Below are 235 nucleotides of genomic sequence, written 5' to 3'. Positions count from 1 at the left end.
GTGCATCCTTCGCCGCCGTCTCGATCTCGGCCTTGCTGGCTCCCGGCCGGCCGAAACCGATATTGTCACGCGCGCTTGCCGCGAAGATGGTGACATCCTGCGGCACGATGGCGATGCGCTGGCGGACCGAAACGGGATCGGCTTCGCGCACGTCGACGCCGTCGATCAGGATCTTGCCTATTTCGGGATCGTAGAAGCGCAGGATCAGTGAAAACACCGTGCTCTTGCCGGCCCC

1 protein-coding gene is annotated in these 235 nt (G+C 63.8%); it reads right to left on the bottom strand.

Annotated features, from left to right (window positions below; genetic code table 11):
• Positions 1-235: ATP-binding cassette domain-containing protein (locus tag EOB49_RS35915; protein WP_127383588.1), on the bottom strand; the 235-nt coding region annotated here is incomplete at both ends.

Source organism: Mesorhizobium sp. M7A.F.Ca.MR.148.00.0.0 (genome assembly GCF_003997735.1).
Taxonomy (GTDB): Bacteria; Pseudomonadota; Alphaproteobacteria; order Rhizobiales; family Rhizobiaceae; genus Mesorhizobium.
The sequence above is the reverse complement of the archived record's forward strand: the minus strand, read 5'-3'. Positions and strand labels throughout refer to the sequence as shown.